The organism is Vibrio coralliilyticus (genome assembly GCF_024449095.1).
Classification (GTDB): domain Bacteria; phylum Pseudomonadota; class Gammaproteobacteria; order Enterobacterales; family Vibrionaceae; genus Vibrio; species Vibrio coralliilyticus_A.
The window spans coordinates 22,350-45,445 of the sequence record NZ_CP024629.1; the positions used below are offsets into that span (position 1 = coordinate 22,350).

Sequence of the window (23,096 nt, forward strand, 5' to 3'; positions counted from 1 at the left end):
TGGTTTTAGATATCAAAACTATGGAGCGCTATTGTTTAGCGCTTCCATTTTTATAGAACCCTAGCTTTTCTATTACAGGTATTCTTTCAACACGTTTCCTATTTCTGTTTGGTTGAAGTTCAGATATTGAACGCACATCTGCTATCGGCGTATAGTCTAGTAACGGTTCATTCTGTAGTAATAGGAGAGGAACCACTGACCTGACAGGGAGTTTTCTGATATTTGCCCCCCCTTCCCTTATCGTCAGCCTGTGCCTAGGGTTAATTTTCCCTGGTAGAAAACGATAGTAAATTTCACCTGGTTTTAGCTTGGCGAAGTCCTTTTCACATAGTTCGGCATAATCCATTCCAATTTCTTTTGATAACTTGAGGTTAGTGTCCTCTATAATTGTTTTCACTTCCTCATAAGAATATTTCTCTTGGCTATATCCATTAGCAAGCCATGAAAAATGCACCCTCGTAACAGTTTCTTTAGAAAAGCGGATAAGTCGCGTTATGCTCTTTGGAAGGATGTCAGGGACATACTTCTTATAGAATTTTCGAGTTCTAGCCATGCTATTCGGGTAATAGTCTGACAACGCCTTCTTAACGTGGCTTTTCAAGTCATTTATACAGTCAATCAGATTTTCAATTTGCGTCTTTGCATCCTCATTCATTGGCTTTAAATGAATGAGACCTATCATCCTTCTTGCTGCTATTTGAGATATTTGGAGCCCTGGAGCTGGTGCGCTCTCATGCCGTTGCTGGAACCGTAAATGATTCAAATACGCTTCAGTGGCATCATTTCCAATAAGCCTATCCAATTCAATGCTACTGATTTCCTCATAAACAGAATCATGGCCATCTTCGTCAACAAAAGCTTTGGGTGGAATCGCAATTTCACAGTGATGTGTATCACATTCAGAGAGTAGTTTTATTAACTCTTCTGTCTTTGATTCGATTAAACAAATGCATTCATAGATTGAATCTGGTGTTATACCAGTAGATTCACTATGGACTGTGCAGTTTGGCTTTTCCATTGTGATGTATTCCTATCCAGTATCTTTGATATCGCATTGCTGTATAAATCGATATTGTTCGAAATATAGTCGGCTAGTACTTCAGCCGCTTGCAGCAGAAGGAAGTCTCTCATGTTGAATCTTGCATCAATAGAGAGTTTGGGATTTACATAATGAATTGTTTTGTTCCCTTTTTTATCTTCCTCATCATCTACAAGGTTTATGATAAAGCCACTATTTGCTTCGACAAACACGCCGCTTTCTTCCGGCTTGATATAGAATGATCTTCTTCGGTTACTGGCGTTATGAAAGGCTGAAATGTTCATGCTGGGAGCATCGACGTTCAACAACTCATGTAGTTTATTCCATTGTTGTACAAATGATTCAATAGCCATCTCTTGGCGGAATAACTTTTGTGCGTCACTAATTCCATTTGTGGTTTGTTCATATCCTATGATCTCATAGCTTTTAGCACGAGAAGCGGCCCCTACCCTTTTAGGTTTGTTGATTGTATTTGTGATAAATTCAGGAGATACCTTTTCGCACCAATGCATAAATACATCAAACTCTTTTGCTGTACGTGCCAATCTTGCTAAGTGGCTAATTGGGGCACAAATTAATGTATATAAGCTTGGGTAGCCATAGTGCTCCTCTATACTCTTTTTCATCTTAGCCATTGAGGAAGAGCTGAAATCGTTACGAGATAACGAGGTACTAGATTGCTGATGCGATATTGCATCAATTGCTTCCCACTCGCCTTCAATTGAAAGGACTTCAATCTCTAGCTGGTCAATGATCGCCTCTACTTCGGGGTAGCTATACTTGTTTCCAAATAGTTCTTTAAGTGAGGGGTACTGCGCATCATTTATTAGGTTTGCGATTGGTGCTATATCTAGCCTCTTAAGTACTTCGCCAAATGCGGTTGTAGAACCCAAATTGACAGCATAAAAGTAGTGCCACTCCCCTTCTCCGCACTTCTTAACTCTCCACATTGGATTATTTACTTGTGCTAGTCCTTTGTTTAGACAGATGATTGGTTTTCTACCATCAAAGGATATTTTCGCAAATGCCTTCGATTGGGTTTCAATTGCGTACTCAGTTCTCCCATTTGTCATGGTAGGAGTAAACCCTATTGCCTTTGCTTCTTGTAGAGTGATCGTTTCCACCTGAAAGTTTGCATCATGTATTCGACGAACAAGATGCTTAATATTTACCAATCCAACATGCTCGAATCTTATTTCACGATATTTCTCACCGTTTACTACGTTGTTTGTAAATGGCGAATTTAGATAGCGAAATGTGTAGGTATTTACGCCATATACATGCTGTACAGCTTCTCTCCAAAGCTCACTGTTTAGCAATTTAGGAACTAGCTGATTGACTAACTCGACAATTTCGTTCAAAAAGCCGACGCAGTAATCATTCTCTCGCGCAGTCACCTCTACCCAGTCTTCTACCCCAGTCTGGTCTATTCTGAAGATAGTTATGTTGCTTGGGTCGCTTCCCAAGAACTCATACACTTCTTTTCTTCTGTTATATGTTTGGATATTTGAAAACTTAACATTGCTGAACATCACTCCCTTTTCAGAAGCATTTGGATGCTTCCCAGCAGTGGCCATATAAAAGTAGCAGTCCTTCTTATGAGTTTGTTCGGGTGGAGTGTATTTTAAAATTTTCATTGTTAACCTATGGTTTTGTTATTTTGGTTTGGTAATAGGCTCTTGTGCTTCATTACTGACAATATGTATGTAGCTGATTGATCTGATATTGAACTTAGTCCATGTGTATCAGAAGATATCAGTAACCCAATTTTTGTTGCTGTAGTATTGCTGGGGCTGAGTAACTTTAGCGTACGTATTCTAATGTTAGACATTTCATTAATGGTGTCTCTATCTTTCGTGTGATTGAAAGCTTGAGTCGACCTATATGGGCCTAGCGCAGCCAGGACACTCCCTGTTACTAAGCAGGCTAGCCTCTTTGCATATTGATTGTCGTCGATGTCAAAATATCGCACTATTACAATCGCTTTGATCATAGTGTATAAAGTCAAGCTTCCAAAAAACAGATACGTTAGTAGTGACCAGGTTCCTACTCTTTCTATCCAATCTGATATTGACAACCAATACACGTCACTGTGAAGGCGTTGTAGAGGTGTTACTGCGAAAGCAAAGACATGTTGTGGTGAATTTCCAAAGTAGAGAGCCAATCCCATCAATGCGATAATAATGAAGAGTAGCAATGTAATCAGTTTATTTGCTGTACTTTTTTGTATTGCCATGCTGTAAGTTCTCCTAACTATCTTCCACGACACTCATACTATTCGATTCTAACACCTTTATGATTCCGACGATGTTAGACCAAACTTATTTGTGAGTCTCCATCTTTACTACTTTCAACTATCTGTTATCCATAGGTGCGCTTAAAACGTGACGTAGTAACGTTTACGAAAAACGCATTATTTACACATAACTACTTCGACTTTTCTTTGTACTTCTAGCGTAGTCAATTTCAACAATAGAGAGTTCTCGTTGAGCGTGTTCTATGATTCTCTATGTGAATTGACATTGGAAATTAATTAGCCGAATAGTGCGCTAGCAGCTTCACGTTTCTTTCTCATTTTATTCATGGATAATAGTTTGTTGGATGGCCTATTTAATAGACTTTGCAAAGTGTAACATTGTGAAATGTCTAAGTTTAATTTTGCACGTGTTAACGCAACATATAATAGGTTCACTTCTTGTTTTTTCGTACTTCCTTCAGCTCTATTAAGAAATACATCAAAATCTGGACCTATCACCACACTATTGTGTTCAATTCCTTTTGTAGCGTGTGCGGTGGCGAAAACGAAGTCTGCATTTTCCTTCGCTGCGCCGCTGCTCTTCATTACGACACTTCGAATTTGGGCAAAGCCGTATTTCTCGATATTGTCGTAGAATGCTTTGAACTCTCCTCCGCTTTCCGAGCGTGCATGCTCACTAAACTCAGTCCAATCATTAAACAGTCGCAATGGTCCTTTTAGTAGTTTTTGACCGCTGTATAGCCGCTGAGCATCATCAATGAGGCTAACATATTCTTGTGGTTTCTTTAGAATGCAACATGAATAACCTTGTTCATATTTATTTATCAAGGATGACATTAATTCTGAATTAGTGCGAAATAACATCAGTGATTGCGCTGGTCGAGATGTAGGTTCTCGAACTATTATTTCGGTTGACTTGTTAGGGTTTCCAGAGAACTCGGGATTAACGCCGTAATATTCATTGATTAGCATGTTAGCCAACTCAGCCACTTCTGGTCCAAATCGATAACAAGTCGTTAAACGATTTACTGGATTACCATTTCCTATATAACCCTCCATCACATTCACTGCATCACGCCACTCGTATATTGCTTGGTACTTATCTCCAACTATTAGAACGATTGCATGTAGTAACTCTAACATCCGTCTAACGACAGGTGTCGTATCTTGTCCTTCATCTAGGATGACAACATCATAATCTAGTTGTATTTTTCCCATCTCTAGATCTAGTACGAATTCCTTCAAATAGACATCATGAGTTGTCGGAAAGCGAGATGCTCTATCCGTCATCGATGTCCACAGTTTTTTTGTGTACGTAATCAGACTATCTTTCGCTGCCAATTGGTTTGGTTTTAGGAAACGGGACAAGTTAGCGGCAACAAACTCATCAATTGAAGAGCTGTCCGAAACGCAGTATTTGTTGATAGCTTTTAATATGATTGAAGCGAATGATTGTTTAGACACTCCTTCTATTTGCTCTGGTAGCTTTAATTCACTATCTACTAATTTTATTGTAACAGGCGTATTTAGCCGCTCTTCCTTGAATGGTTTGATGTGCTTTTTCGCAAAAGAATGTGCTGTCAGCACAGTGCAGTTATCTGGAAATTCTTCCTTCATCTCTTCGACAATAATAGAGTTGTATGCTAGAACAAGGATGTTTTTTTCCATGAAAACTTTCGATGCAACTGCATTGGATGTGAATGTCTTGGTGGCACCAGCACCAGCATCTATTATTAGGGGAATGCCTGGCTTGAGTTGTTTGGCTGAGCTCAAGACTTTTAGTTGTTCTTCTGTTAGTTCAAACCCTTTAAATTTCATTACGAGTACCTTTTTTGAGTGGGCACACTGTGCCCATTCACGATAAATTGTAACTGGGCACAGTGTGCCCACTAGTGATAAGTTTCAGCTGGGCACACTGTGCCCACCTCTGGTATTAATGTGATGGTATTGAACTAAGCAAGCCTTGGTCGCCCTCAATGACAATATTTTTGGTTTCGTTGTATATCTTTCTTATAGTGTTCACTTCTGACTCCGAAACGTTGCTCATGTTTGACACTAGCTGAACTAGCTTGTGTTTGGCTTCTGTTAAACCGCTAACATCACCTTGCAGCTGTGCATTAATCGCATTTGTTTGTAAATCTACAGCTTGTTTTATCCAGTCAGTAGAGGTGGGGTTATCAACTTGTTGAGAGATGCAATCTTCATTGATGTCTGCGTTTTCTACTGTTGAAACCGTAACATCTTCACTTCTACGTGTATCGAGTATGGAGCCCTCTAGCTCATAAGAGTGTACAAGTTCGAAAAATTGGTGATGTGCTAAATCTCTATACATGAGATTCTCCAACCGTCTTTTGGGACCTGTAACCCAAGTCGAATCTTCTGACCTGCGAGAGATGTCGATTTCGGACAAGAACATTGTCTTAATCATTGGCTTTCGGTTTGGATCGTTAAAATCAACTTGAATTGTAAGACCTAAGCTAGACTCAATGTCGCGTTCCCACAGAGGAACAAAGTTTGTTTCACTTGTGTGGTGGACTACCTCCTTTTTAAAGCAATTGTGTACCTTGCTCCATGGTCCTTCTTCAGTGAGTTGTACATCTTTGACCTCGCAATTATTATAGATAGCCATGCGATAGATAGAACCTGTATGGTCGAGCTTTCCGTACGTATCGATGAATGAGTTGCTTACCATATAGTCAGGTTGAATCCCCCATGCGCGACCTTTAATAATGAGGGCATATACGGTTGCCAAATCACCCCTAAAGCTTACATTTGTAATCACTGAATCTACATATAACTCAGCAATACTGAGTATATGGCTGTGATATAACTCTGAGTTTGGCTTAGTAGTCATATCGGTTACCTTGCGTTCGCAATCAAGTCGAAATCAGGCATAAGATCATCAATACCATCGTTTTTCTGCAAAACAGGAGTGTCAGTCAGATTTGACTTCGTCAGTCTTTGATTGGCGTTTGCAATCCATCTTTCTTCTGCTTTAACTTGATAGGCTGGCACATCAATATCGTCGACATCTTCAAATCCATCATAATTGCCAGTAGAGTTCCAAACCTCAGTTAGCACTAAAGCGTACTCTGTCATTCGACTAGCTCTTTCTAGATGATGCACTTTATATTTAGCGACTCTGATACGAGTAGGTTTGATTTCATCATCGCCTAGTTTTTTCGCGTCTTTCTCAATTAGAATCAGAGCGAATTCGGTCAACTCTTCGGGGCCATCAGGTAAGGACTTTACTATTTGATTGAATCCGTTTTTATAGAAAGAAGCTTGAACGTGGTACGTGAATTTTCCTGCATCTCTTTCCATCGCATCAAACTCGATAGTCGACATGAACTTAGTGTCAGATATGAAGTTCATCGATAAATTAAGAATATCTGCTTTAGCTTTACAGAGAACTTGCCTCTTTCGTGGATCATTGTTGAGTGATTGAGTTTCTGTATCAGGCAGTTCTGATAGAGCATCATGTTGTATGATTTCATTCCAAAACATTGCCACTTCATACTGATTACCTGGCGCTCTTAATATTGGTCCCGCCTTTGGGTGATTAAGAGCTGCATCGACAATTCTCTTCGCATGGTCGTATTGTTCTTGGGAAATTAGTGTTTGGTTATTGAGTCCGGCGATGCGTTCCTCTTCATCAATGAGCTCGTTACGTAATACCGGAGCGCCATTATAGACACGCTTGATATCAGCAAGAACTTCACGACAGCTATAAGTGGAATCACAGGTTTTCTTACCGCCGACTGTAACGATCTTACTGCAATAGAAATTCAGATTTTGGCCGTAAGAATCGTTTAGTTTTGAGATAACAGGCGAACATTCTCTCTTTAGTTGCTCAATCATTTCTTGAGGAGACGCTTTGTCATTAAGAAGCTCCTTTTTTACACCATTGGCTTGTGAACGGTTGTAACTTGATATGGCCTTCGCCTTGGCTGATTCAGAAATTTCGGCGTAATACCACTCGGTTGGAACGCATTTCAATTTATCTTCATCATTTTTTGCGGCAAATATACTGCGAAGAGTTCCAACTAAAGAATTAACGGCAGCAACTTTCTGGAGGGTAGAGGACTCACTAAAAGCTTTCATATCAGAAATAGCGAGACTGATCTCTTGCTCAAATGTGCTAACAAGCACTTCGATTTGTTTGACTTGCTGGCTTTCTGAGGAGCTAGCATCTACTTCAATGAGTAGTTCGTCCATTACTTTTGCAAACAGACGATGCGTTGCTGCCTTTGATGCTTTAGCTGTTCTTGCTTTTGGTGGTAATTGTTCGTAGGTGGTTATTTTTTTATGTTCTTGTTTTGATTCCTCGTTGAACTCCTTGATTGATTCCACCAGCTTTTTTTTAAGTTCTGAGTAAACTTTATTATGTTGTGTTACGAAGCTCTTTAGCTTGTCTACATCAGAGAAGTAAAGTGGATTGTCTTTATGTATAGCATCGTAATCTTTACTGATGACGTATTTTTGGCTAAATGAAGCTTCTTCCAAAAGCATGCAGTGGAGCAGGCTACCGTCTTCCATACCTGAGTTGGTTTTCCTTTCGCCGCGCTTATCTACAGTAAAGAATTTATAGTCAGTTCCACTTTTAAATACGGGGCTTAATGAGCTCTTAGAGTGCGCTTTGATTTTTCGATATTCCTGGTCTGACAACGGGATAATACAACCCGTTGGAGTACTGAGAATCGGTGCGACTTCAAAGTGGGTATGAATAGAAGCTGCTGATATTCTATTGATGTTGGCGTTCGTGGAAACAGAGTTCATAGTGAATTCCTCATGGTTAACTGACATTATTAATTTAGCGCACATTCGAAAGGTTTGCAAATTTATGCTGTGTTTTTTCGTATTTGCTTGATTTTTTTCTGCATTCAGTTATTTTTACTGCATTGCAACACTTTTAGCAGCATTGTTATTTTGTATTTCATAAAGGAGCTTCAAATGGACCAGCAGCAGACGGCAACCCTTTTTGCAAACCTTCAAGATAAAGGACGTGAATATCTAGCGCGGTCGAGAAATCGTATTGAGAAAGAGGAACGTTCGTATCAAAACAAAGAAGTTCACGCATTTTTCGGATTGGACCCACGGACAACGAAGAAATATGCCTTGGAAGCGTGTGGTATAGCGGACATCAAAAATTTAACCTTAACTCAGATGTGTGATATCAGAGATGCTCTTCCACAAAATCTACGTGTTGCGCTAAAATTTGAGCGTAAAGAAAACCAGCATTGTCAGGTAATTGCAGTACAAAATCAGAAGGGTGGCGTAGGCAAATCTACACATGCGACAACTAGTGCAACTGGATTAGCTCTTGAGTATCACCAAGAATATCGCATTGGCTTTATTGATTTGGATGCTCAACACAATGCGTCATCATTTTGGTTAGACAACTTGGAGAGTGACGAGCATGTTTCTGCTGGTGAGCTAATTATAGGTGAGTATGAATTAGATGAAGGGGAAACAGAAAAGGAGTTTTTCTCTAGTTGTTTTTTACCCACATCTATTCCTAATTTGAGAATCCTACCCGCATCGCAGTTACACCGTTCTTACGAGTTTAAGTTCCACCAGCAACTTAATAGCGGCAATAGAGAAGACCCTTACAGACGCTTGAAGCACATCATCGATACAGTTTCCGATGAGTTTGACATCATAATCATCGACACTCCTCCTTCTAGTGGTTTTGTAACGCTCAATGCGTACTTCGCCGCAACAGCTGTAGTGATACCAGTCCAATTCAATGAGGTTGATGTCGAAGCTACATGCAGCTACTTCAACTTTATTCCAGATCTCTGGCAGATGATGGCTGATCTTGGCCACCCTGGTTATGACTTCGTAAAAATACAAGCAACCAACTATGATGAAAATTCAAACTCAGAACTTGACATAAAAAATAAGTTTTTAACGCAGTTTGGTTCATACACATATGGTGCACAATTCTTCTCAAGTGAAGCAGTTAAGGTTTGTAACAACCTAAATTCCACTCTATTCGAGATGTCTGCGAGTCAATATCCAATGACCAAGAAGTCTTTTCAACGAGCGCAGACAAATGCGGGGAATGTGGTGTCCGAGTTGCATCATGATATTTTGAACGCTTGGTCAAGTAGGGAGGGATTATAATGGCCAAAAGAGGTATAAATAAAACAAACAACCTCGGCGTAGAGCTGGATGAGTCGACTGTAAGACGAAACGCGGTTAGCGAAGTTAAAGTTATAGCGGACCGACTCTCAAACGCCATAAATGCCGCAGAAAAAACAGGCATGTCGTTTGACGATGTTGTAGCCCAATTGACTCCAGACCAAAAAGCGATATTTGAAAAAGAAGTAAAATCTGGGGCTCAAACTATCCACCTTCCATTAGGACGTGATTTCCGCATGATCCCATTCGAATTGCATGAAATCCCGCCTGATGAGATTGAAGAAAAAACTTGTCTTCACGCAGCGAACATTAGGGTTCTAAAGTACTTCTCCGATTTTGATAAACAGAAGTGTAAAGAAATGCTTAAGCTTACAGACCCAAATGGAAAGGAAAATAAAGAGGTCTATGTTAATACAACACCAACCCTAGCAACATGGGACAAGAAGAAGGAACAGTTTGCAATTTTTGATGGCCTTCGCCGCCGCTTTGGTGCCATGGGGCAATGTCCGTTAAAAGTGTATGTGACTAAAGAATCAATTACACATTTCCATGCTCAGTTAGCTTCGGATAAGAACAATGACCATTTAACAAATGGCTTTTTGGATCGCCGAGAGATGTACATATCAAAGGTTAACAGTCTCCAGCACCAGCAACAATTGAGTAGTGAACCTGAGCTCTCAGAACGCGCTTTAGCAAAGAAGCTTGGTATTCATAAGATGCTGCTATCAGCATACCTGAAGTCTAAAGCTATTCCAGATGAGCTATTGATTGCTCTGCCTAGTCCCACAACACTGGGGCGTCCACTAATATCGAAGCTAATTCCGTTATTTGGAGAGGGTGGGGAGTTAAATGATGGCAAACTTTTAGCTAAGTGCATAACAGTGCTAAAGGAGTTCAATAAATCCTTAGATTTGAATACAAATCCTGATACAGCTAACAAAAAGGCCATAGAGAAGCTGTTCAAAGTCATTACGGAAAGTCGCCCTAAAGATGAAGATTCGAAGGATAGCAGTATTCCATATGACTATGGTAGCATTTCTCGCTCTAGCAAAACGAATGAAGTGAATATCACAATTAATGATCTAAACACTACAAGCGTTAAGGAATTAATGAAAGCTTTACAAGGAATGTTGAGCTCAGATTCTTAGATTGAGGTTGTTTTGCTAAAAAACCTAAGTGCCAATAAGTCTGGCTTTCAAGAGCGAGTTCAGACTGAAGCTACGCTGATGGTCCAAGTGGCAATCAAAGTAGCTTCAAACTATTTCAGCGAATTCGATTTTGAGCATTTGTTTGATCCATTTGGATTTGAAGTTGAATTGGCGTGGAATGGTTCTAGTGAGAGTGAGGTTGTCGTTTGCGGCTCCTCAATCCACATGAGACTAGCTCTTCATGAGTTGTTTCGATATGAGAGGGGAGGGCAGTTTTATTACAGTGAAACCACCGCCAGTGCACGTAAAAAAATACCCGATAGCTATATGTGCTATCGAGGAGCGCTTTGCGCGTTGATCGCACATGAAGTCGCTCATTTAGCACTGTTTGTTGTTGATAGTGACTATGGTAAACGTCCGCACAATAAAGCTTGGTTGGAGCTCACTTTGTACCTGAGAGCAAAATTGTTGCCGGTTCTTTCTTTCGATGCTGAGGAGCTGTATCGGGAATACCTTAACGGTCACGACCACTTAAACTTTTCTTGGCCACTACTCAAATCTTACAATGATGGATTTTGGAAAAACGCTCCTCTGGAGCATCGAACTACCAAATCTTTTTACCTTCTTGTGAAGGAAATTATTGAGAGACTAGTGAGCCAACACGAAGTAGAGGGGTTGTATTTGTTGACGGAGTCGTTGTTTGTGGATACATAGATACTGGTCGGTCCCCGTCACTATGAATGGTATTTCCAGTTGTAAAGGTGCTTGAAATTAGATGTTTTTAGCGCCTTTTTTGATATATAAAACATAAACTACTATTTTAATTTTGTTTATTAATGTTTATTCATAATCTCGCCTTTATAAATCCCTGTGTTTTTGATTTTTTGATTTGATCTTCCTTCATAGCCCCGTTAAATTCCGTTGCATGAAAATGCGATCCACTTCAGGATATCTTCCGAATCGAGTGATGTGTTAATTAGAGTGGTTGATTTCTATAAGAACGTACGCAACTAGACGCAGTTCTCATAATCACTTCCTTCATATAACGAAACTTATATGTTTCATGGCTGTCTCATTGGTGAGATTTGATCGATGTTCCATAGTTGATCAATTTTTTAAATTGAGCCGTTATTTCATAATGAAGTAATCTATAATTTATACATATGTATCACTATTGCTCGATGGTTATCGCTCTGTAGTAGTCAGGTTGGATTTCTGACAGCTAATTTGGCGTTTGATGGATCGTAGTTTGTTGTAACTACCTTATTTGAGGTGTTGATGGTAAACCCCAACAAAAATCAGATTAATCAGAACAGCTTCTTTGCTGGACGCTATGACCAATTCATAGACCAGGAAGCGAGGCTGTTAATTCGTGACCGGTTGATTTCTTCTTCTCCAAATGCGAGTAGCATGGAGATGGCCGAGTCTTTGGTCAATTTAATGAAAGGTGATCCAGATAATTTCACTGCTAGCTTGTTTAACAGTAAGCATCTTAATGACAGTGGTGTATCACCAGACAGAATAAAAGACGTGGCCACCAGCTCAATGGCTACAATGAGAAGCGAGATTTCTAATTTTGGTAGCCAGGATATAGCGCAGGTTAGCGCACAGGCTAACTGGGATTTTTCCGCTTCGGTTAATGGAAAGATAGCAGCAATGCTGACTGACTATCTAATGCATCGAACTTCTGATGAGCCGCTTATAGAAGAGGTGAGTAAGTACGTTGACAAGCATATTGTAGAGCCCATATCTCACCAGATGGAAGTACAGCAAAGCTTGCCAGCAAGGTTGGTTGCTATTAATGAATTGAAGTCGAGTGTGATCCAGGGGGCTACTGGTAATTTTGCTGAGCGTTACATGGGAGCTTTGAGCGACTCTAGTATCAACCTTAGCTCTCTAGAAGTGATTCGTCTCGATGCAGAACAAAACGGTATAAATCTTCCTGATGAGTTTGTATCGCTTCAGAAGGGACTTTCAGAACTAAATGACATAGTTCAGGCGGAAGATTCGATTGTGTCTGTTCCAAGCTCATCTGAAGCACTTCAGACGTTGTTTAACAGGGAAGGTTTAGACATGAGCAGCCCTCTATTAAATAGAGGCGTACAAGAGCACTTGGAACGCTATAGAGCTATTGAAGGGCATGACAGGAACTTGTCTGTTGATGACCCTCAACTATGATTCTGTTGCATAAATCTTAAAGGAGCCGAAAGGCTCCTTTTTTGTAGCTACTTTCGCGCGGTGAGATGACAACTCGTTAGCTAGGTATTTCAACATCATCTGGATTGCAATCGCTTATTATCGCTACCGCAGCTTTAATTTTGTTTGACGCAGCAAGATGAGAATCAGCCTCTACGAAAAGTGTGTGGTCATCTAACGGATAATTGCAATGTGCGCAGTATCTAAGCATCATCTTTTCTAGCGCCAAGCAGTTTCTGGATATCTTTACCAACTAAACCATACAATATGACTGGCAATGCAAGCATTCCAACACCACCAAGTGCCGCATTATTCCAGTCTGAAGGTTGTGCTTCAAAAAATAGAAAACTCCACGGTGTTGCAGAATTAGTTATCATTTCCATTCCAGTCATAAAGAGTGCGATACCAAACAAATAGAATACTAAATACTTGTTCCTTTTAGCACTCCCTAATTTTCTAATCGAAAGCAAAGAAATGACCACCAACACTATTTTCAACACTGTCATCGTATTATCTAACGCCACTATTCCCCCCGTTACACTCTTTCGCCACTATCAAGCTACAAATCGTCAACGTTTACGTCAACAAGAATGTGATCTTTCTTCTTGAACCTATGAACAGCTAGCGCAGCATCAAATTGTTCAGATGCGGGGCAAGACGGGGTAACTTTTACTGAAAGACCACCAGCGTGAGTTTCCTATGCACTCCAAACTACTCTACAAGCAGATATAAGCAAATCTAATCCAATTTTATATTGAACTTATCCTCAAACCTCGATAAATTGATTCCATGAGGTTTATCGTTGTCCTCGGCATCCACCGCTGCCAAAACGTGTAGTTGCAACCAGTTAACCTGAATCTTTAGGGCTGCGCTTGCGCGAGGTGGACGTATGCAGCAATTAAAAGCCAAAGTGAAAGGATTAACGTATGAAAACACCGCACCCGATCTACCCATCTCAAACGAATAGCTTCAAAGAAAAAGCAAAATCATTTGCTGAACTAATCGCACAACAATCAGATACAAAAACACTCAGCTCTTTTAAGCGCAACGATTATCTAGCCCAATCACTTGGTTATAAAGGGCATACCGACTTACTCAAGCTCACTGGATTTCGTAAACAAGCTGACTGTAATCAGCCATTAATGCTCTTTAATCAAGACGTAATTCGTTCAGCCATTATTAATCACTTTGCCCAAAAACTACCTACTCTAGAGCTAGGAGCAATACAAGAAGCAGCTTCAATTATGCGTGAACGTGAAGCCATTCAATCAAATTTCAACCCATCATTTAGGTTTCCAGTGCATATGGATGAAGCTACACCATACATGACGGGTTCAATGAGTAAGCTTAGAGATGAAATAAACGCAAGTGTAACCCGCAAAAATCATGTACCTGTATTGACGTTTGATTACTCGGAACTGCCCAAAAACGTATTTGATGCTTTCATTTCTCACGATATGGTGAAAAGGTTTGCGATTGATAGCCAGCGCTCCGATGTTGAAGTAATCAAAGTTCAACCTAAATCTAAAAGAAACGACCACTGGAAGATACGGGTATCATTCGATGTATGGGGCGCAAGCGACATCCCAATGGATATCCTAAACGATTGGATGGTATTCAAAGAATGGCTGCTACAGTTCAATCTTTCTGGTCGAGTACATGTAGCTGATCGCTTAAAAAATCATTCATTCCTTACGTATCACACACAAGCTCATGCTAGCTATTCATTACACAAACTCTATGACGATATGAGTAGCGAGGAAGATAAACACTTGCTGTATGTTCTAATGAATCCAAACAAGGTACTCATGCATGGCGATAAATCAGTATCGTCAGGTGAGGGGTGGACTGTTGAAGCTGTTTTCGAGAAAAATGGCATTACAGATTATCAATCAACTAGCTATGGGTATGTTTTTTTCATTAAAGGGATATCTACACCGATTCAGGTGAAGTTGACGCCTCGTAGTGATTCAAGTTTCGTCGATTTTGCCTTGAGTCATTACATTAGAACGCCAGAGCAAATTGGTGCGTATCTCCCGTCGAATCAATTTGGTGATTATTATGAATATGCGCTTCAACGGGCAGTTTCGAGTATTACAGGTCAATATCAGATAGCAGTAAACAACAATCATGATCCTGACGATAGTTGGCTAGTCGAAAATCCATCATTTTAGGTGAAACCTCCCCGTAACTCGCATTAGCCCTATTAATGCGAGTTTCCTATTTGCTCTCAAAAGTTGATTTACCTCAATAGCTTATAAGCAGTTAACTTTTCTCAGAGCAGCTTTAGTGTAAAATGTGCGCCACAAAAAGCATAAGTGGCGCATGCATGTGAAAGGTAGACCGATTGAATTGACTGAATTTCGGCAGTTGATAACGAAAAATACACCAAGAAATGATGAGTACGCTCTATTGAAAGCAATGCCCTTGTATTTGGCTTGCATGGCAGGTCTGAGAGAGCTAGAGATAGCTTTGCTGCCAACGCGATCATTTATTAATGTGAACGGAACACTAAACGAGCTTGTTGATATACCTGAGTCGATAGCTCATAAAGGTAAACCAAGAACGATTATTATCATTCCAGAGCTTCAACGACTGATTGAGCAGTACATTAATTTGTTGAAAAAGAGTGGGTTCAACACTCATCCAAGCGACACATTTCAAGGTCTGGCCCCTGACAGTGTGTTCATTCTTAGTGAGAGTTTTGAACCTTACAAGATCCAGAGTCGGGGTAGTACATCGAGAACTGAACGCATTGTGTCACAAGAACTTAACTTGCACATGGATGCTTGCATCGAAAGAGCTGGTCTAAAAAATGTTGGGATCTCTCGTAAAAGCCTCCTTAGACGCTTCGTGATTGAAATGTACCTGTCAGAAATACACCCAAAGGATATTGCGTATATATCAGGATTAGGCGAAGGGAGTGTTGCTCAAACATTGATGATGAACCTAAGCCAGTATCAACCATTACTTAACCACTTTACTAATCGAGATAAACGCAAAGAGCAGACCAAAAAGCGAAACGTGCAGAAGCGTAAGTGGCTGTTAGATTAAAGGAAACGGTAGGACATGAAGCGATTTGAATTTGTTAATAAGCAGTCGAAAAAAGAATTCGACAACTTTCCAGACCACATACGCTTGCGATTCGGTAATGACTTAAACGCTATAGCTCAAGGCAAAGCCCCGTTTAGTAAATTCAAGCACATTACTGACTCTGTAGGGGTAGGGGCTGTCGAGTTAATTGAGAATGGTCGTCCTGCCTATAGAACGGTCTACGTGGCTAAATTTGGTGATACTGTTTGGATACTTCATTCGTTTGTTAAGACAACAAATGGAGTGGATCGCAAAGCAATGGACACTGCAAAGAAACGCTATAAGGCGATGAAAAAACGAATCGAAGAAAGTTGATATATCAGTACTTGTATATCAACTTATTGGTGTTATACTGAGCATATATCAGTATTGATATGTGAGGGAATTATGAGTGATTTAAGTTTTGACAATATTTTTGATGCCATTTGCGACACGAAAGAGCAAGCGTCAGAGTTACAGACACGTTCAGATTTAATGATCGCCTTGCGTGACATTATCAATGAAAAGGGTTGGGAACAGAAAGAAGCAGCTCAAGTCATGGGCTTAACTCAACCAAGAGTCAGCGATCTAATGAACGGTAAAATAGAAAAATTCAGCATTGACAAGCTAATGGGGTGTCTCTACCGAATTGGCTTTAGATTCAAGCCTGTTTATCAAGATCACACGCTTTCAATGACCGTCCAACAAGTCGGCTAATGGGAAAAAGAAAATGTTTAGAGCAATACCACCAATTCAGGAAAAAGAACCGAAGTGGGAAGAGACGCGCACTCGGATTAATGAGGATTGCGTAAAGGTAAGTCGAGTTAATCTTAATGCGCCTACCATTTTTGACCCGAAAGGCGATTTTTCGATTATTGAAAACACGATGTTTATATGCAATGGACAGCTACCGTTTGGCGAATGGCTGAAGAAGTTAAGTAAGAATGACACCGCCCCTCGCGGTGCATGTTCAAGCTATTTTGATAAAAACGTTCGTTTCAGACGCTAGGGGGAAGAGAACTTATAGTACATCTGAGTGTGTCATCGAAGTACGAACTATCTAATAGGAAAAATCGTATGAAATTAAAGCTACTATTTATCATCCTCGCTACCTGTAGTTTCTCAGCCTTGGCGTCACAAAACATAGAGCTGGATATAGAGGTTATTGAGTACCAATCTTATGGAACTACATTGTATGTGAAAGAGGGTTGCGAGTTTCACGGTTATCACAAAGATAAGACTGAATCCGTTTTCTTAGTTCGATGTGGAAACAAGATTGCCAACCACAAAGTACAGAATAGTGATTGGAATATTATGGGATTTAATGTCCAGTCCGATACTGATATGCAGGTACCACTTAGACTAAGAGGCGAAGTTTCCAGCATTGACCTTGAAAAAGTGGTCGAATCACTAGCAAACCAGTGATGGGAAATTGACCCAGCAGTCTTGACTACCGAATTATAGCAATGAAGGAACCCTGTAGGGGTTTATGGAGAACTGGATGACTAAAATGAGACTATCAGGTGACAAAAAAGTGTTACCTCTGATTACTGAAAGCGCAGAAAACTGGAAGAGTGAACAAAGCAAGGCTGGAAATATTGTCGTTATCGATCATGATAATGGCAAAGAAGTAAATGAAACATACACCGCATATGGAAAAGATGACTGTATTGTATCGGTTGCGGGCATTCGAACGAGGAACCAAGGAGCAGAGTTAACTTACCACTTTTACGCGGTTGACCTGTCCTATGAAGGCATCTAACTACACATTGGAAATTGAGCTGGTTTGCCCGGGCACGAACGAATAGGAAAATAGGTTTTTGTGCAAAACAATCAAATGGGGTATTTCGCTATGAGCGTTAGCATTAGACATCGTTATCACTACGGGAATGTGCTGATAAATGACGAAAAAGTCATTACTGGAGATGCCATAACGGGCAATGCCATTCCGGCCCTACGAAAGAATGGCAGCCTGAGATACATGCCATTTGGCGGTGTGATTGATGAGGATTGTGTGTTTGGTAATGCTATCCCTGTAAAGCTCGTGAACCTAACGTGCTTTTGGTGGAACGACATAGGTATGGGTAGTGACGGCTACGAAATCCCTTTAAATCACGCAGTAAAAGGCTATTTGTTCCATGGTAAATACTATGTCGCGATTAGAAACGATCAGCCCTTGCATTGGGAGATTCAGCGCCCGACCACAAATTACCACACTGAAAACGTCGTGAGTATTCGATAGCAGGACAATTTATGAGAGCAATCAACAAGAGCAATGCGAACCAGATTAATGCCCTGAAGCAGCGTCTAGAAGCGATAGAGCATTAGTATAACGGCATAGTAGACGTACTCGATAACCACAAACTCTGGTCAAACAGTTCTTCGCTATTCACTTATGCTGATATTTTAGACGCTAGTAACACACTACATAATATGTAACCAATATTGGAAAATGGTTTTTTGTGCAACAAGGTATTTATAAATCATGACACTCAAGAAATATGGTGAACTAGAACCAGCAGTACAGCGAAATGTTACTACAGATTGGGAACCACCGAACATTCCTGAAATTTTCACTTCGGCAATAGTTACACTGATGTCTTCAGGAAATGTAACTCTTGATTTTACGTCAGCTCGCACTCAAGAAGGAGACATCCTCCGTTACTCGAATGCATGCGGTAAGCCGCAATGCATGTGGCCGTGGGTATCAGGTTATAGCCCGACAAAAGAAGATTGGAAGAGTATTGGGTTCGAAGTTGTTATCGGTCGCGATTCTGCATATTTAACTGATCGAATGCATCATTTTGAATCATGGATTGGTAAGAGTCCGACTAAGAACCAATGATAGGAAATTGAGTTGGTGGATATAACTCCGACAAAAGAGAAAGTGAATGATTGATTTTAACTCGATGAGTACTAGTAACATTCAGACCTTAAGTGCAGTCTTCGTTAGTGTATCGCTAGGTTATTTAACATTATTAGTCTTTTTCTCAATTCGCATCACCATTAAAGGTCGTACCTACTACGAATCACACGATATTTTAAGGCATTTTACATTGAGAAAGATATTGCTCGTTACTTTCTTGATGATCGGAATGCTTGCAGTTGGCCAATCAGCTGGTCGATATTGGCTAAAATCGATATCAGCCTTTACTGCGGCTCATACATTAGTTACTGACTTTAAGGTCATCACGCTTCGTCTCCCTGACTCAAATGAAATGTTGGCCGAACGGTTTGAGCTGCCGAAGTATAGCCATACAAGGAACGATGATCTGGAGAATTTTACCTGGTTCGTTCAAACCAAATTCAATGTGGATGCCTCGACTCTTACATGGCAAGAAGTTTTGCTGTTATCAGAAGACGTCATACGCGAAGTGGAAAGATAGGGACCCAAAGTTTCCACAAAAGCGATTGAGAACAAGGTCAGGGCTGACGAGCAGCTTAAGGGAGCGTTAATATGATGAAGGAAGTTATTCAGTATATCCCAGTAGTTTTGTCTCTTTTTGCAATCCTTTTTGCATTACAAAGCAGAAAGGATTCTAAGGATACCGTGAAGGTTGGGAAGCTCATTTAACAGGCATGACAGAAGAACAACACGATTATGCAGTTGATTCAGATGAAGCAACTGCATGGAAACTAGGATTTCATGATAGAAAGTTCAATCGTAATTAATTTAGGAAACGTTCGTATGGATACAGAATTACAAGCTGGATTAAAACTACTGCAAGAAAACTGCTCAAGAGGGAAAGTAGTCGTTGAACCTAATGTTGGTGGCCACTGCGTATATGTGACATTGTTTGCACCAAAAGCCGAACAAGAAGGATTACTAAAAAAGTCTCGACTAGTTAAGCCTTTCAAGGGAGCTGAACAGTTTGTAACGGTGCATGTTGCTGACTTGCCAATATGGGCGTGTCGTTTACGAAAGTATGCTGCTTACATTGTCTAATTACAAAGCAAAGGGTAAACGGAAACCTAAATGAATGAACAAAACATATTTATCAATTCAGTTAAGCCAATATCTGATACCGAACAGCTTTTTACGTTAGTAAATGCCACTGACCCATCTGCATTGCCGCATACACATCTTTATTACTATTCTGAGAGAGAAGACTACCCCAAACTATTGGTAACTGGTAACGCAATGTATGATTCTATTGCGTACTCTAGCCACCAGTATGTTTATATAGCGGGTGAACACGGGCATGTGATAACTAATTGTCCAGGGTTTCAGTCACGTTTTCCTAAGCGCCAGGATTTAACTTGCTACGAACCAGATATATCTTCCGTATACTCTTTAGAGAGAGTGGCGGATAGTAGGGTTTGTTTGGCTATAGGTTTTGATGACTCTAACACCGTCATATTTTGTACAAAAAGTGGACAAGCCTTAATATATATTGATGGAAAGCTAGAACATGATCTTAAGATTTCAAAAGACCCCATTTCTTATTGTGTGGACAAATCTGGCAACATCTACGTTGGCACTGAAGAAGGCAGGGTATGGTTGTTGGCGGGTAAAGACGAACCTGAAGAAGTAGAAATGCCCAAAGCAATCATTAATGGTATGGCGGAGTCGCCGGAAGGTGAGTTATATGTTGTTTCGTATAATGGCTATATTGCTAAGAAATCAATTAATGATCGTAGCTATGCGTTTCTTGATGCTCCTTGCTTAGCATATACGGACATTTGCTTCGTCAACGATGCAATATATATATCAACACATGGTGGTTTATTTTCAGCCAAAGACGTAGATGGAGTTGTTCAGCTTATTGAACTAAGAAATACGTTTAGCGCACTATCGTTATCGACATTCGGCAATAAGCTGTATTTAACCAGTGACACTCCCAAAGAGCACCCATTCTATGTCGAGGCCACGACAAGTGACTTAATTGACAGGTTGGAGAAGTGCACCGCAATCAGTGTTCCGTATAGCACAGAGTAACCATAGAGTTAGACATATCGATGCAGAAGGAGTGTATATGAGGCTTATACCTGCTTAGCTCTCAGTGAGTGGATAGCGTTAACACTATACATATGCAAACCACCTAACACCCCTTTTTTTTGTTTTCTAGAAAAACCTAACTATTGCTGCTTCATTCGAAGTATGGATATAGCTCTTCGAACTCCAATGATGTTTGCTTTGCTATGATTTTACAGGCTACCTCTTCAGCTTCATTTATAGAATTCAACATGAAAGGGGGTTGATACTTTTCAGAACATAGCTCGAAGAGTTTCTCATCAACCAATGAAGAGCTTTCATTGACAATAAATGATTGGCCATCTTCGCATTCAACGAGTCTTAGATCGACCAGATAGTCCCGATCCCAAACAGTAATGTGCCGATGAGACTTTACATGATACAAACTGTATACGTCCCATCCACAGGTGGTTTTTATAGGTCTACACATCGGTACCGCTTCCTCACACCAATTGGCCAAGGACTTTACGTCTAAGGTATAGTTCGAATGAGCGGTCTGGTATGAAATATCGATTGTCTTCTATATCGACAATTTGAATTTGTTTCTCTGTCGACTTTATGAGTTGCTTTAACGCAGACTGTAAGGTGGGCTTGCTCATTTCAGACGCCTTTAGGTTCGCTTCTGTAAACAGGTTGATTCCTCCGCACCTGGCAATGTGCTGCAAGGCCAGTCTATGAGAGGGGCTGTGTTTTTTCTCCAGCATACTGTATAGAGCTTCATCAGCATCAAGTATCTCATTAATGGCCTCTGAAACGTGACTGTGCTCTATCGTCTTTATTTCAGGGTTGAACATGACATTCATGTATAGCTGATGGCAGACTTGTTGGATCAGCTTGCTCTCGCCCTGTGCAATATCATGGTAGATTAAATGGAAAATTTCCGGAGTAATTTCTGCGTTCATTTTGTCAGCAACAAATTTGAAGAAGTCAGCCTCATCAATGGCTTTAATCTCTAAGCCTACTGCAATTTTGTACAGAGCCGCAGAATCGTTGTGGAACAGTTCATTGAGCATGTGACGTTTACTGCCACTAAAAATGAAGCACACTTCATTGTCGCTTCTTTGCAAAAACTCCCTCAATTTGGCATCGATACGACAATCAGTGACCTGAGCTATTTCCTGAAATTCATCTAATGCGACAACCACTCTTACATCGTGATGCTTCGAATATTCGTTCAGCCCTATCATCGTATCTTCTAAGTACTCGTCGAAACTACGAGTAGAGGAGTTGGCCAGTACGGGTTTGAAACTTGCCTCGCCGGAACTGGAAAGCGTGATGTCAAAAGTTACCTTTCGGAAATAGTCTCTCAGTTCTTTCGCCGTATTCTCGATACTGAATCCACCAGCTGACCGCATAGCAGCACTTGCTGACGCATAGAACGCTTGTGCGAAGTCATCGGCATTCATAATAGAGTTAAGATCTACATAAACAGGCAGAAATCCATTTTTGCTAATGGCTGTGAAAGCAGATTGGATCAAACTTGTTTTGCCAAAACGCCTCAAACCGTGAACGAGAGAATTCTGTCCAGTCTCGATACGATAGATAATTTTGTTCAGTTCTTCACTTCGTCCACAAAAATTTTCGTTGACCGCGACTTGAGAAAATACAAATGGATTAGAACGTCTTTTCATAGTGAGCCTTCTAAGAGCTTCAGTATTTAGTGATTAGTATTTAGAGTTTAGTATTTAGTTTAAATACTACAATGTCAACCTTATACTCTTTATCTCAAGTGCCGTTTAGATCTCACCAATGAGAATATTATCAGGTCACAGAATAACTTGTGCCTATACTCATAGTTCAGGTGTATTTTAAATCCCTGACGCAAAATAACTTTCAACAATAACAACGTTATAACCAGGCTAGTTCATATAAAAAGCGACAATTAGTTGCTCTGCGACAGGTGCCTGGAGATAGCGTTTCGCAAGGAGCAACAAAATGAAAGTACCTATGACAACTCTTCTATGTGGCTTAGCACTCACTGGATGCTCAACTACGTCACCTTCGACCCCTTCATCTAAGCCAAATCAGCAGGTAGTTAATGCCGTTACTATATGTGGTGCAGGGCTCTCTAGTAGTCAAACTGCGTCAATTGCCGCAAAAATGAGCAAAAATTTATCAGAAGGCATCAATGTTTCCGCTGGGATTGAAGACTTAGTAGTCGGGGCATTCATGGCATCAGCGAAAGTAACTGAAGAACGTGCGGTAGAGCTTCACGATCAATACACCAAATGTGTCGACAACTATCTTGATAAGGTGAACTAA

Annotated in this window: 24 protein-coding genes; 17 read left to right on the plus strand and 7 right to left on the minus strand. The window is 40.4% G+C overall.

The features are described 5' to 3' along the window. Positions 1–28: 28 nt before the first annotated feature. The 5 genes from CTT30_RS22490 to CTT30_RS22510 all read right to left on the minus strand — a co-directional run bounded on the left by CTT30_RS22490 (position 29) and on the right by CTT30_RS22510 (position 7,835). The gene (locus tag CTT30_RS22490; protein ID WP_252037781.1) at positions 29–1,018 is read right to left on the minus strand and encodes a DNA replication terminus site-binding protein; all 990 of its coding nucleotides are present in this window, start codon (positions 1,016–1,018) and stop codon (positions 29–31) included. After that, positions 973–2,676, minus strand: a complete 1,704-nt coding sequence (locus CTT30_RS22495) for a hypothetical protein (RefSeq protein ID WP_252037783.1) — start codon at positions 2,674–2,676, stop codon at positions 973–975. Before CTT30_RS22495 ends, CTT30_RS22490 begins: the two co-directional genes overlap by 46 nt. Positions 2,677–3,572: 896 nt before the next feature. Beyond that, positions 3,573–5,114: a UvrD-helicase domain-containing protein gene (locus CTT30_RS22500; protein WP_252037785.1), complete on the minus strand. Its 1,542-nt coding sequence runs from the start codon at positions 5,112–5,114 to the stop codon at positions 3,573–3,575. A gap of 115 nt (positions 5,115–5,229) precedes the next feature. Next, positions 5,230–6,150 carry a hypothetical protein gene (locus tag CTT30_RS22505; protein WP_252037787.1) on the minus strand — a complete coding sequence of 307 codons (921 nt, stop codon included), beginning with the start codon at positions 6,148–6,150 and terminating at the stop codon, positions 5,230–5,232. A gap of 5 nt (positions 6,151–6,155) precedes the next feature. Continuing rightward, positions 6,156–7,835 (minus strand): PD-(D/E)XK nuclease-like domain-containing protein, encoded by a 1,680-nt coding sequence (locus CTT30_RS22510; protein WP_252046782.1) that lies wholly within the window; start codon positions 7,833–7,835, stop codon positions 6,156–6,158. A gap of 414 nt (positions 7,836–8,249) precedes the next feature. Here CTT30_RS22510 and CTT30_RS22515 point away from each other — a divergent pair, with 414 nt between their 5' ends. From CTT30_RS22515 to CTT30_RS22530, 4 genes are all read left to right on the plus strand, one after another. Further along, entirely contained in the window at positions 8,250–9,425 is a 1,176-nt protein-coding gene (locus CTT30_RS22515) for a ParA family protein (RefSeq protein WP_252037790.1), read from the plus strand. Continuing rightward, on the plus strand, positions 9,425–10,591 hold the full coding sequence (locus CTT30_RS22520; protein WP_252037792.1) for a hypothetical protein: 1,167 nt from the start codon (positions 9,425–9,427) through the stop codon (positions 10,589–10,591). Before CTT30_RS22515 ends, CTT30_RS22520 begins: the two co-directional genes overlap by 1 nt. Before the next feature lie 12 nt (positions 10,592–10,603). Continuing rightward, positions 10,604–11,305: a hypothetical protein gene (locus tag CTT30_RS22525; RefSeq protein WP_252037794.1), complete on the plus strand. Its 702-nt coding sequence runs from the start codon at positions 10,604–10,606 to the stop codon at positions 11,303–11,305. A gap of 564 nt (positions 11,306–11,869) precedes the next feature. After that, a complete protein-coding gene (locus CTT30_RS22530; RefSeq protein ID WP_252037795.1) occupies positions 11,870–12,769 on the plus strand; it encodes a hypothetical protein in 900 nt (299 codons plus the stop codon). Positions 12,770–12,990: 221 nt separating this feature from the next. On the opposite strand, the gene CTT30_RS22535 is transcribed toward CTT30_RS22530, so the two are convergent. Further along, positions 12,991–13,311 carry a hypothetical protein gene (locus CTT30_RS22535; protein WP_252037797.1) on the minus strand — a complete coding sequence of 107 codons (321 nt, stop codon included), beginning with the start codon at positions 13,309–13,311 and terminating at the stop codon, positions 12,991–12,993. A 402-nt stretch (positions 13,312–13,713) separates the two neighbouring features. Here CTT30_RS22535 and CTT30_RS22540 point away from each other — a divergent pair, with 402 nt between their 5' ends. From CTT30_RS22540 to CTT30_RS22595, 12 genes are all read left to right on the plus strand, one after another. Further along, positions 13,714–14,961 (plus strand): hypothetical protein, encoded by a 1,248-nt coding sequence (locus tag CTT30_RS22540; RefSeq protein WP_252037799.1) that lies wholly within the window; start codon positions 13,714–13,716, stop codon positions 14,959–14,961. 157 nt (positions 14,962–15,118) lie between these two features. Beyond that, positions 15,119–15,841, plus strand: coding sequence for a site-specific integrase (locus CTT30_RS22545; RefSeq protein WP_252037800.1), 723 nt, complete (start codon positions 15,119–15,121; stop codon positions 15,839–15,841). Between the two features lie 15 nt (positions 15,842–15,856). Beyond that, the gene (locus tag CTT30_RS22550) at positions 15,857–16,195 is read left to right on the plus strand and encodes a type II toxin-antitoxin system RelE/ParE family toxin (protein ID WP_252037803.1); all 339 of its coding nucleotides are present in this window, start codon (positions 15,857–15,859) and stop codon (positions 16,193–16,195) included. 72 nt (positions 16,196–16,267) lie between these two features. Then, positions 16,268–16,576: a helix-turn-helix domain-containing protein gene (locus tag CTT30_RS22555; RefSeq protein WP_252037805.1), complete on the plus strand. Its 309-nt coding sequence runs from the start codon at positions 16,268–16,270 to the stop codon at positions 16,574–16,576. Between the two features lie 13 nt (positions 16,577–16,589). After that, positions 16,590–16,868: a hypothetical protein gene (locus CTT30_RS22560; protein ID WP_252037807.1), complete on the plus strand. Its 279-nt coding sequence runs from the start codon at positions 16,590–16,592 to the stop codon at positions 16,866–16,868. Positions 16,869–16,936: 68 nt separating this feature from the next. Further along, positions 16,937–17,284 (plus strand): hypothetical protein, encoded by a 348-nt coding sequence (locus CTT30_RS22565; RefSeq protein WP_252037809.1) that lies wholly within the window; start codon positions 16,937–16,939, stop codon positions 17,282–17,284. A gap of 76 nt (positions 17,285–17,360) precedes the next feature. Next, the gene (locus CTT30_RS22570) at positions 17,361–17,621 is read left to right on the plus strand and encodes a hypothetical protein (RefSeq protein ID WP_252037811.1); all 261 of its coding nucleotides are present in this window, start codon (positions 17,361–17,363) and stop codon (positions 17,619–17,621) included. Positions 17,622–17,711: 90 nt separating this feature from the next. Then, positions 17,712–18,101: a hypothetical protein gene (locus CTT30_RS22575; protein ID WP_252037813.1), complete on the plus strand. Its 390-nt coding sequence runs from the start codon at positions 17,712–17,714 to the stop codon at positions 18,099–18,101. A gap of 243 nt (positions 18,102–18,344) precedes the next feature. Beyond that, positions 18,345–18,704, plus strand: coding sequence for a hypothetical protein (locus CTT30_RS22580; protein WP_252037815.1), 360 nt, complete (start codon positions 18,345–18,347; stop codon positions 18,702–18,704). A gap of 46 nt (positions 18,705–18,750) precedes the next feature. Further along, entirely contained in the window at positions 18,751–19,245 is a 495-nt protein-coding gene (locus CTT30_RS22585; protein WP_252037817.1) for a hypothetical protein, read from the plus strand. A gap of 302 nt (positions 19,246–19,547) precedes the next feature. After that, positions 19,548–19,805, plus strand: coding sequence for a hypothetical protein (locus CTT30_RS22590; RefSeq protein WP_252037819.1), 258 nt, complete (start codon positions 19,548–19,550; stop codon positions 19,803–19,805). Positions 19,806–19,835: 30 nt separating this feature from the next. After that, complete coding sequence (locus tag CTT30_RS22595) at positions 19,836–20,798, plus strand: hypothetical protein (protein WP_252037821.1); 963 nt, start codon at positions 19,836–19,838, stop codon at positions 20,796–20,798. A 479-nt stretch (positions 20,799–21,277) separates the two neighbouring features. Here CTT30_RS22595 and CTT30_RS22600 read toward each other — a convergent pair whose 3' ends face one another. Further along, positions 21,278–22,465 carry an AAA family ATPase gene (locus CTT30_RS22600; protein WP_252037823.1) on the minus strand — a complete coding sequence of 396 codons (1,188 nt, stop codon included), beginning with the start codon at positions 22,463–22,465 and terminating at the stop codon, positions 21,278–21,280. A gap of 304 nt (positions 22,466–22,769) precedes the next feature. On the opposite strand from CTT30_RS22600, the gene CTT30_RS22605 reads away from it, so the two are divergent. Further along, positions 22,770–23,096: a hypothetical protein gene (locus CTT30_RS22605; RefSeq protein ID WP_229631508.1), complete on the plus strand. Its 327-nt coding sequence runs from the start codon at positions 22,770–22,772 to the stop codon at positions 23,094–23,096.